Consider the following 10,941-nt stretch of genomic DNA (forward strand, 5'->3'; position numbering starts at 1 on the left):
CTTTTGTTCTAAGTTCATACACTTCTACCAAATCGATACGGAATTTTCTGATTTCAAAACTAATATGAAATAAAGGAGAATAAAAAGAAAAACTATTATCAATCTATCAATTGAAAATAATACTTAGCAAGAGTTTATCATCTTAACTCCAAGTGTATTCGTTTTGCTTCAAAATAAAGAACTTGAATAAATTTTTTCGTATCAATACGAGCAGGTAATGTTGGTTCATTATTCAATTCTGTCATCTTTCTCCTTACGGTAGTAAAATCAAAAAATCTAGAAGCATAATTTTCGAACTTCGGGTTTAAAAAATCAGTAAGTCCAAGGGATGCTAAATGGTTTAATGATTGATAAATTGCTCTCCGAATCCGTTGTTTGGAAGCTTCTATGAATCTTTTTAATTCGGCATCTTCAGCTGAATCCCCAAGTTTTTTTTGAGCCAAATTCATAAAAATCTCTTTTAGTGAGGGAAAGCCTTGTTCCAACGTGTTATCTTGTTCATATTTATATAAATAATCTAGCATATCCATTAAATCTTTACTTCCACTTTCACTGGCTATTCCTAATTCAGACAAAAGAAAATGAATGGAATTTTGAAAATGATTAAAAGTATTTAAATGTTTTTCATTACGGTATTTTTCTTGCGTACTTGAATTACTATCCAATTTTAGTACCATATTAAGCGATTCTTGAATGTTTTTTATCGATTTTTCCAAACGAATTCGTTCAATGACTTTCCGAACAACTGTTAATACTTCAATCCGGTTAATTGGCTTAATAATATAGTATTCAACACCAAGCGAATAAGCTTCAGCAATTAATTCTTTTGATTCTACTTGAGAGACCATGATGATTTTCCCTTTAAACGAAGGTTTTATTTGACGGATTGTTTTTATTCCATCTTGAATCGGCATTAACAAATCGATAAATAAAATGTCTATATTTTTAAGGATTAGCATTTGTTGCTCTAAAGATAAACCATCCTCAGCTTCTCCTATAACCTCCCCAAGGTCTTCATCCTCGATAATTTGAGCCAACATTGAGCGAACCGCTTTTTCATCATCTACTATATAAAAATACATAGAATCACCCTTTCGAAATTATATGATCAATCCCTAATCTAATTATAAAAATTGATCCTTTTCCTTCGGTTCTGTCCTCAAGCGTAACATCACCTTCAAGTTGTTCGACCATTTCTTTAACATACGATAATCCGATACCTGTCGATGGGTTGCCTAAATCATCATATTTAGAAGTAAACCCAGGCTCAAAAATTGAATCTTTATATTTTGAAGAAATACCAGGACCATTATCGCCTATTTGAAATTCAACAAAATGGTGGTCTTTATTAATGTCAATTGTGATGGTTCCCATACCTTGGATAGCTTCTACAGCGTTTGTAACGATATTATTTATAATAGATAAGATTGTGTAAATATGATAATGAGAATGCACACCATCAATTTTATACACAAATTGGATGTCTTTCTCTAGCAACCGTGCATATTTCGTATTTGCCCGTATAATGATATTTACTAGTTCATGTACAGACATATAATCTGTAAAACTTTCATCAGAAATTAGTTTTGAAAGTCCAGCAAAAATACGTTGGTTATCCTTTTTAACGTCATGGACCTCACCAGCAATTTGTAATGCCTGTTGCCTTAAATCCCCAAACTGAAAATCCATCTGTTTGTGCTCAAAAGAGTCTAAGGTTTTATATAAATCATAGGATTTTTTTGTTATATTCTCAGCATCTTGTAATGTTTTTTTTAAATGAACAGCATCTTCATATAAATTAGAGATAAGCATGAGCATGTGTTCATTTTGCTTCTTTATATGTCTCTCCCTTGATTGCGCTTCATACAATTTCATCATATTGAAAAAGCTTAGAACTATAAAACTATGGGAACATGCGATAACAATAATCTCATTTATTGCCTCGGATGTGATCGATGTTTTTAATACGAAATATTGAATCATTAATTCCACACAGTCTGACAGTATTTCAATCATGCAACCAATAAAACCAATCATGAGTGGTTGATGATAAAAACGTTTGATTTTTGCTAAATGAAAGAGATACGAATAAGTAAAATAAAAGAAAAAACTAGGATAGTGAGTATGAAAAGCGGCTAGCCAATCCATATTTCCCTTTATAATGACATCCATTGAGATACGAAATACTACAACGACTATCGCTGTTAAAAAACCCGGTAAAAATGCTGGAATTCGTCGAAACAATAACAAAAAAAAGAAAAATGTTGGTGCGCCAAAGCTCATTCTAAATGTTTCATTTAAAGGAAATGACTTTATTTCACCTACTAAGGGTACTGTAAGTATCATTAAAACGAGAATATAGATGTCTTTTTTTACTAAATTACTAAGATTCAAAATAATCACTTCTCACTTTCGCCTAACAGTCAGTATACAAACCTATTTGCATTAATACAATACTTACTCTATTTTTTTCAAAAACTGATAAATAAGATATAAACGAAAGCATTATAGATTGTGAGTATTCATTACACCCTTCTACTTTAGAAAGATACTTTATAACTCAAAAATGTTCAGACACAATATAAGGTCTGAACACTTTTGGACTCGCTCTAACACCAAAATATCTGTGCTCCTTTTTAAAATATACTTAAATCCCATTCTTTTGCAATATGTTCTAACAACATAATTCCTGGTAAACTATTCCCATATTCATCAATGGCTGGTCCGTAAATACCAATACCACATCCATCTTGGAACGATAAATCCTTCCTAGATTTTGAGGGAACAAGTGTCATAATTCCGCCGGATACCCCACTCTTAGCTGGTAATCCAATGAAAGCAGCAAATTTTCCAGAAGCATTGTACATTCCACAAGTTAGCATTAAAGCTTTTGTTAACCTAGCTACTTCTTTAGGGAGCACTTGTTCTTTGCGAATAGGATGATATCCATCATGTGCTAGTATAAGCCCTATTAAGGCAATATCTTCTGTATTTATTTCAATCGAACATTGTTTTAGGTAAACCTCTAGTGTCTCCTCCACATCTGATTCTAGAAAACCATTCTCCTTTAAATAGTATGCTAATGCTCTATTACGATGAGCCGTTTCCCATTCTGATTGAAATACTATTTCATTAATAGCGGGACGCTTCTCTATCATTTTTTCAATTAATACGTATAGAGATTCTAATTTTTCTTGCACCGATGTCCCTGGCAAAAGTGAAGCTATCGTAATCGCTCCAGCATTGATCATAGGATTAAAAGGTTTTCCTGGTTTATGTATCTCTAAACGAATAATTGAATTAAAGGCATCTCCAGTTGGCTCTACGTCAACTCGTTCTAATACATAAGAAATACCGCGACTTAAACAAGCGGCTATAAAACCGATTACTTTTGATATACTTTGTAATGTGAAAGGTATCTCCCAATCTCCTGATTTTATCATTGTTCCATCTGGCTTTACTATACAAATACCTAACTGCGATACATTTATTTCCCCCAGAGCGGGAATATAACTGGCGCTTCGTCCCTTAGCTGCATACGCTCGATAATGAGCTACCCATTGATCTAAGCAAACTTTTTCTTGACCCTCAACTTGAACGCTAGAATCCTTTATCATTTAATCATATTCCCCCGTACTATTAACTTTATATAGAATGATTTTTTCTTTACTATAATCAATAATATTTGCACTAGAACCAAGAAAAATATTCAGACATATTGCAGTCTGAATATCCTTCTTATTACACACTTTTCTTTTTTGAAGTTTTCTCATAACTATCCCAACATTCAATATTTTCAAGCCCTTTAATGTTTTCTTTATAAAAAATAGGATCTTTACCAGCTTTTTTCTGGTTTATATAATCTTGTAACGCCGCAAATGCTACTTTTGAAAGTAAGGTAATAGCAATTAAATTAATAATAACCATAAAGCCCATAAATAAGTCCGCTAAATCCCATACAATTTGAACCTTTGCAACAGAACCAAATACAATCATAGCCAACACACTTATTCTGTATATCATTAACCACACTTTACTTGTATGTAAGAAGCGAATATTTGTTTCACCATAATAATAGTTGCCAATTAACGCACCAAATCCAAATAAAAAAACAAAGATAGCAAGACAACCCGATGCCCAAGGACCTATGTGTTCACTTAATGCTGCTTGTGTAAGTGCAATACCATTTAACCCCGGTTGTTTATATGCATCAGACAGCAAAATAATAAAGGCAGTGCTAGTACAAATGATCAGTGTATCCGTTAATACACCAAATGCTTGAATCAGTCCTTGTTTCACCGGATGACTTGTTGTTGCTGTTGCGGCAACGTTTGGTGCACTTCCCATACCAGCTTCATTTGAGAATAAACCGCGTTTAACTCCATTCATAAGTGCTGCACCAATTGAACCGCCTGCTATTTGTTTAAAACCAAATGCGTTTTGAACAATAAGAGAAAGAACTTCCGGCATTTTTGATATGTTGGTAACTACAACAAATAATGCAACTCCAATGTATAATACCGCTAAAAATACCACCTTGTATTCAGCCATTTTTGCAATACGTTGTACACCACCAAAAATAATCGCAGCGAAAGCAATAGCCATGATTATCCCAACTGTTAGACGATCTGTACCAAATGAGTTTTGAAAAGCAATTGTAACTGTATTTGATTGTACTGAATTGAATACAAGACCAAAAGTAATTGTGATTAAAATAGAGAATAATACTCCCATCCAACGTTTATTCAACCCTTTTTCCATATAATAGGATGGACCACCGCGGAAACCAGTTTTATCTTTTACTTTATATATCTGTGCTAATGTGCTTTCGACAAAACTGGAGGCCGAGCTAATAATAGAAATAATCCACATCCAAAATACAGCTCCAGGACCACCTAATGCAATTGCAATCGCAATTCCTGTGATATTCCCTGTTCCAACGCGGGCTGCCATACCAATACAAAACGCTTGAAAAGGAGAGATTTGATCTTTAGAACCACTTTTCCCCTCCATTAATACACGGACCATCTCTTTTAACATTCGAAACTGTACAAAATTCAATTTAAATGTAAAATAAATTCCGCAAATAACAAGCATAATAATTAACAATTTAGACCATAAAAAATCATTTGTTGATCCGACTAACTCTACAAAAAATCTTTCCATATTATCACTCCATACCAAAAATTTATCTATCATAATCTATATAAAATCACCTATATTCCTTGGCATAAATACCTCATTCATATTCAAATACAACAAGGATAAAAATTTTCTATATTAATAGAATTGGCCTGTTTAAACAAACATCGCAACACGCAACTACGAAACTGAATTTTCTAAAAACTTACCATTTATACACAAGATGCTCTATCCCCTTCTGCAAAACTAATATTCTTATCCACTAATGTTGTTGTACTATTATGTTTGTTTCGTTTACCGGTGATTTACATTTTAATCATAATAATCAATAGTGATTAACTGGTTTTTTGTTAATTTTCTTAAGAACATGGAAATATCTCCTTTCTTACTACTAATCTCAAAAATAGGCTAGGTAAAAATTTCACGAAAAATCTATAAAGCGCTTTCAATCTTTAACTAAGAGAAGTTTGTCTTTAATTTATAATTAAAAGTACAGAATGTTACGAAAAAGTACAGATTTTTATAAAAACAAAAAATTTTTTAAGATTTTTCATCTAAAAAAACAGTGAGATTTTGTGAATTTTATACAGTATCCAAACGTCGTAGATTTTGTTCTATCTATCCTTTGACAAGTCTCTATTTTCTTCATATAAACATGCATACTTTTTCTCTTTTAGAAGTTCATATAAATTATTTAAAATCAAGAATCAACGGAATATTATAGGAATATTTAAAAAATAAAACATTTAATTTATTTATGGTATCATACAAAAAACATTTGTTTTCTCAATTAATCCCCCTAGTTGGATTCGTCTATATTGCACATATTTACAACATGAAAGACACTAAGAAAAAAAGGATTTTGTTGAAGGGATGAAACATTACAAAACTCTTATTTAGGACCTTATGTCATCCTCTTTTCTAGCAATATCGAGTTATCCCAAAAAACGTATATTTACTAACATAAATTACAGGTGGTGTATTGTGAAAGAAATAGTATTTGTTCAAAATAAAAAAAGACTCCTTATGAAATTCGAATTTTTAAAAAAGGATTTAGTACTTACCATTTCACTGATACTAGCAATTGTCAGCTGTTTAATACATTCGCCAAAGATCGAATATATTAACTTTGAAGTGTTAATTAGCTTATTTAATCTGATGGTAGCCATTAAGGCCTTGGAACAGCTAAAGATATTAGACAAACTTGCCGTTGCGATTTTAAATAAATGCAATAACAGCAGGTCAATTTCTATTATTCTAATTTTGTTATGCTTTATTTGCTCCATGTTTGTAACAAATGATGTCGCTCTCCTCACTTTTGTACCAATAACACTTGTCATTAGTAAAAAAACACAAATGAACATGATGGATACAATCATCCTGCAGACAATTGCGGCAAACATCGGTAGTAGCTTGATGCCTATGGGAAACCCACAAAATTTATACCTATATTCTTACTATGGAATTAAGCTCATCCCATTTTTAGGTTCAATCCTGCTTTTAGCTGTACTTGGAATTAGTTTGTTATTTATATTTACTCAAAAACTTCAAAAAACAGATTTGAAAATAGAACTACCTGTTATTACCGTGAAAAATCAAAAAAAAGCTACCGTCTGGATTTTGATACTTATTACTATCATTGCATCTATTTTTGGTGTTATTAATTATTACATTGCGCTAATAGTCACACTGATAGCAGCATTTACGTTAGATAGAAACTTACTATTTAAGATCGATTACTTTCTTCTAATAACCTTTGTCTGTTTTTTTATTTTTATCGGAAACATTTCCCATTCCGATGCACTGGGGACATTTGCTCGCGCTAATTTAAGAGGAGATACTTCAGTCTTCTTTAGTTCCATATTTTTGAGTCAATTGATTAGCAATTTTCCTACTTCAATTCTTCTATCAAACTTTACTTCTGATTGGAAAGCTTTATTACTAGGAGTAAATATTGGAGGGCTTGGAACAATTATCGCATCTTTAGCCAGTGTAATCTCCTATAAACTATTCATTCAGGCCAATGTTAAAGAGAGTAAGGCGTATTTAATTAAATTTAGCATTTACAACTTTGCATTTTTAATCATACTTACATGTATACAATACTTTATCTTTAAATTTCTAAAAATTTTTTAAAAAATTGATTCCTTTAGAAAAACCCAAATTTCTCAGCATTAAATTGAGAAATTTGGGTTTTAATATAGGTATGTTCACTATTTTGAGATGTTCCCAAAGCGAAACTCTTTTAGCTTTTACGTTATTTATTAGAATTCGGTTCATTTTTTATGCACTCAGTTATATAATAAATGACTGAATTTATAGGGTAATAACTTTCAATTAATAATAGAAAGTTATTACAATGTTATTTCATTTTTGAAGTCCTCTTCACAAAATCCTTAATGTCCCTCAAATTTTTCCCACTAATATTATCTTTGATGGTTAAATTTAGTTCAATTTCTAATTTTGCAAATACTGCTCCTACACAATTATAGATACTTAATCCCTCTATACTCTTTCAAGCGGTAATCCATTCCGATGGAAATTACAAATGACAAAATTTATCCGTTTTTCCTACTTGCTAAATTCAGCAAGTAAAATGTTTTTAAAAACTTCTGGATTATTAAGGTTTAAACTGTTCGAATTGATAGCGAGTGTATGTTTACCTCCAAGCGTTCCACCAGCAAAAGTGGAAAACCCTGGAACGGCCCCCCTGTGTCCCCATACCGAGACACCGTTCGGAAGCTTAATTTCAAGTATTCCAAGACCATATCCGGTTCCCTCTCTATTTGTAGGAACTGTAGTAAGCATTTGTTTTAACTGCTGCTCCTTCAGTAATTTGCCACCTAGTAAGCAAGAGAAGAATTTGTTTAAGTCGTCAGCAGTAGAAATCATATCTCCATCCGAGCTACCTGGGTTAATATAAGTAACATCTTTTAGCTCACTCGCTCCGTCTAGTTGCAAATAGCCACGGGCATGCTTGGTGCCTGGAATCACGCTTGAATTACCAGGTAAAAATGTATTTGACAAATCAAGCGGTTCAATAATCCGATTTTCAACCTCTTCCGCATAGCTGTTTCCTGTTACTTTTTCAATAAGGATTCCTAGTATTACATATCCTGTATTTGAATAAGACCAACCCTTTCCTGGGGCAAAGTCTGGGGGAAGTGAAATCCCCATCTTTACAAATTCTTCAGCCGTATACGATTTTTTTATATCCGTAATATCAAAGTCTTTTGAATTTATATAGTCAGCAATACCACTTGTATGATTCAATATTTGCCGGATCGTAATCTGGTTACCATCATATCCGTTTCCTTGAATAACACCAGGTAACCATTTTTCAATGGAGTCGTCTAGATTCAAACGGTTCTCTCCAGATAATTGAAGTAGAACTGTTGCAATGAACGTTTTCGTCACACTGCCAATGCGAAAGCGAAAATCTGCTTTCATTGGTTTCTTAGTTTTCAGATCCGCTACCCCAGCTGTATAACTCCAAGTTTTACCCCCCTTAGAAATTTTAGCGAGTATTCCTGGGTATCCAAGTTGCAGTTCATCTCGCATTGCTTTCTTAACGGAAGTACGATCGCTTTGCGTACTTGTTTGTAACGAACTAGATACATTTTGCGTAGGTTCTGCTTTTACAATTAATGTTGGTGTTATGTATAACAGGGAACTTCCACCTATTAAAAGTGCTAGACTTGCACATGTAATTTTACTGCGTGTTTTCATAAAAAATTCCTCTTTTCTATTTAAATTGTATTGATGGCTGATAGCTGTCTCATATACTAATCACACAGCTATCAACTCTCCCAATGATAAAAGTCAACACTGAATTTGCAATCAACGTACTAATCATTATTTTCACAAACACCATTGTGTTCTAACAATCTCTAAATCACTCTTTTTCCACATACATATTAACCATAGAAATTACTTCTTTTCCTTAAAACACTCTTGTTACTGATTATTTGTTTTATATGTAGGCCGTACTTGTTCCCCCCTTCATGCCTCCTTATATTTTTATCCTACACAATGAAAATCTCTTTTTTCTTACCTATTCCTTACAAATTCCTTACATACAAAATCACTTCTACAATAGGATTGAAGTAGCATCTGTGCCCGAAAGCGCAAAAAACACCAATGCTTTTCGCTTCAGTGTTTTTGCGCTTTACATATTGTAAGATTCGTTTTACTCTTAACAGGTTAAACTGCTGATTTTTTCTAATGCGATTATTCTTCTTGCTATATAAAACAAATTTCATTGTGTTATATGAAATTTGTCATTAAGGCACATGATTCTAAATTTATTGATGTACTTGAGATGGACTCACTTTTTGAATTTGAACAAGTATATCAAACGCTTTACCTAATGATATATCAACAGTTTTTAGTATATCAGGCCCTTCGGTAGTTATTCCAGCGAAAATTGGCTGTTGTTCGTTTAACCAAGTTTTTGTCACGCCGTTCGCCTTACGTAAATCAATAAAAAATTGATCTTTTTTGACCTGTCCAAAAATGTAGTTATAACTGTTTGGATCATCCGATTTTAATGTTCCATAGGGGCCAAATTCACCATTGCTATTCTTCACATTGTATTGTCCTTCATAAACTGACGTTCCAATAGATACGTACCGTTTTCCGTAATATTCTGCTAAATGCTGCCCTGCTACTTTAGGGTATATAAAAGAAAGCATATTTGTTTTCGAAACGTGTCCATTATGTCCCCATACAATGGTTTTTCCTAAATGTTCTTCAGTCCACTTCGCATTTTCATACAATGCAATATCATGTTTCAAATAAAAATCCGCTGGTTTATCAGGAGGTGTCGCTAACATTGTAGTAAACTGTTCAATAATACGAGCATTTTGCTTTATCCATACGAACTCTTTAGATTTCCCATTTAAATGACTTTTATTTTCCTCTAATAAAGCACTAATTTGTTTAGCATCTAAAACATACTTTTCTTTTTCTTCTTTCGTAAGGCTTTCAAAAGTATTCATATCCTTTGTTACAGGAATAAGCCCTTTTATCTTCTCTTCTACTCTAGGCAACAGTTTTGAATTGTTCGCTTTAATATATTCTATTATATTATTATAAACATTTTCGTTTACTGATTGAATGTCCATCCCGATGACACGTACTTTCGATTTATGTTTTGGATTAGCATTATATTGCCGAATCCAATCAAGTAAATCTAGCATTTCTTTCGTCTTAAATACAGGTGTTAGATGTTGGTTTGGGTTTCCCTTACCAGTAAGAACATATCGATCAAGTTCCAAGGCCCTGTCCCATCCCTCTTCTAAAACTAGATTGGTAAAGCCCTTTTCAGATACTAAATACTTAACAATGCGGTGTTTCATCGTAAAAACTTCATGAGCCCCATGCGTAGCTTCACCTAAACCTACAATTGAAGCTGAACCTACCATATCCTTAAGTGGTTTCAAATCATTAAGAGATGCAGTTGGATTAGTTGTTTTTAAAGGCTTTGCATGTGCTTCTAACCATTTCGCTATTTGATTTGTATTATAGGGAGCTGTAACAGAAACCTCTGTTTTCGAATCTGCATAAGTATTTCCTACAAAATGAGTCATTGTTATAGCAGAAGCAACAATTGCAATAATTATTTTCTTTTTCATAAAAAACCTCCTGAAATATTTACTTATAGCTTTTTGACATACTCTGCCAACTTCCGTTTAAAACATTCATTTTCTTATTACTGTTAAGATACATTTATTCTAGTTCCTAAAACTCACTTATTTCTTAATAGGTTCTTAAGAAATTCTTAATTCACTTATACAA

At 32.7% G+C, this 10,941-nt stretch carries 7 protein-coding genes; 1 reads left to right on the plus strand and 6 read right to left on the minus strand.

All coding sequences use genetic code 11. The features are described from left to right. Positions 1 to 137 precede the first annotated feature (137 nt). The 4 genes from GBN78_RS25635 to GBN78_RS25650 all read right to left on the minus strand — a co-directional run bounded on the left by GBN78_RS25635 (position 138) and on the right by GBN78_RS25650 (position 5,166). Positions 138 to 1,082 carry a response regulator gene (locus tag GBN78_RS25635; RefSeq protein ID WP_044584615.1) on the minus strand — a complete coding sequence of 315 codons (945 nt, stop codon included), beginning with the start codon at positions 1,080 to 1,082 and terminating at the stop codon, positions 138 to 140. Between the two features lie 4 nt (positions 1,083 to 1,086). Continuing rightward, entirely contained in the window at positions 1,087 to 2,403 is a 1,317-nt protein-coding gene (locus GBN78_RS25640) for a sensor histidine kinase (protein ID WP_000584794.1), read from the minus strand. 233 nt (positions 2,404 to 2,636) lie between these two features. After that, a complete protein-coding gene (glsA, locus tag GBN78_RS25645) occupies positions 2,637 to 3,617 on the minus strand; it encodes a glutaminase GlsA (RefSeq protein ID WP_000588648.1) in 981 nt (326 codons plus the stop codon). Between the two features lie 124 nt (positions 3,618 to 3,741). Beyond that, positions 3,742 to 5,166: an alanine/glycine:cation symporter family protein gene (locus tag GBN78_RS25650; RefSeq protein ID WP_152127848.1), complete on the minus strand. Its 1,425-nt coding sequence runs from the start codon at positions 5,164 to 5,166 to the stop codon at positions 3,742 to 3,744. 960 nt (positions 5,167 to 6,126) lie between these two features. Here GBN78_RS25650 and GBN78_RS25655 point away from each other — a divergent pair. Continuing rightward, positions 6,127 to 7,278, plus strand: coding sequence for an anion transporter (locus GBN78_RS25655; RefSeq protein ID WP_000659281.1), 1,152 nt, complete (start codon positions 6,127 to 6,129; stop codon positions 7,276 to 7,278). A gap of 435 nt (positions 7,279 to 7,713) precedes the next feature. Here GBN78_RS25655 and GBN78_RS25665 read toward each other — a convergent pair whose 3' ends face one another. Continuing rightward, positions 7,714 to 8,871 (minus strand): serine hydrolase domain-containing protein, encoded by a 1,158-nt coding sequence (locus GBN78_RS25665; protein ID WP_002103315.1) that lies wholly within the window; start codon positions 8,869 to 8,871, stop codon positions 7,714 to 7,716. Positions 8,872 to 9,446: 575 nt separating this feature from the next. After that, positions 9,447 to 10,778, minus strand: a complete 1,332-nt coding sequence (locus GBN78_RS25670; protein ID WP_152127849.1) for an erythromycin esterase family protein — start codon at positions 10,776 to 10,778, stop codon at positions 9,447 to 9,449. Positions 10,779 to 10,941 lie beyond the last annotated feature (163 nt).

The sequence above is a fragment of the Bacillus sp. B2-WWTP-C-10-Post-4 genome (assembly GCF_009183805.1).
In the GTDB taxonomy this organism is placed as follows: domain Bacteria; phylum Bacillota; class Bacilli; order Bacillales; family Bacillaceae_G; genus Bacillus_A; species Bacillus_A cereus.

Coding starts and splice junctions, on each gene's coding strand:
- GBN78_RS25635 (WP_044584615.1), bottom strand. CDS start 1,082: ATGTATTTTTATATAGTAGATGATGAAAAAGCGGTTCGCTCAATGTTG.
- glsA (WP_000588648.1), bottom strand. CDS start 3,617: ATGATAAAGGATTCTAGCGTTCAAGTTGAGGGTCAAGAAAAAGTTTGC.
- GBN78_RS25650 (WP_152127848.1), bottom strand. CDS start 5,166: ATGGAAAGATTTTTTGTAGAGTTAGTCGGATCAACAAATGATTTTTTA.
- GBN78_RS25665 (WP_002103315.1), bottom strand. CDS start 8,871: ATGAAAACACGCAGTAAAATTACATGTGCAAGTCTAGCACTTTTAATA.
- GBN78_RS25670 (WP_152127849.1), bottom strand. CDS start 10,778: ATGAAAAAGAAAATAATTATTGCAATTGTTGCTTCTGCTATAACAATG.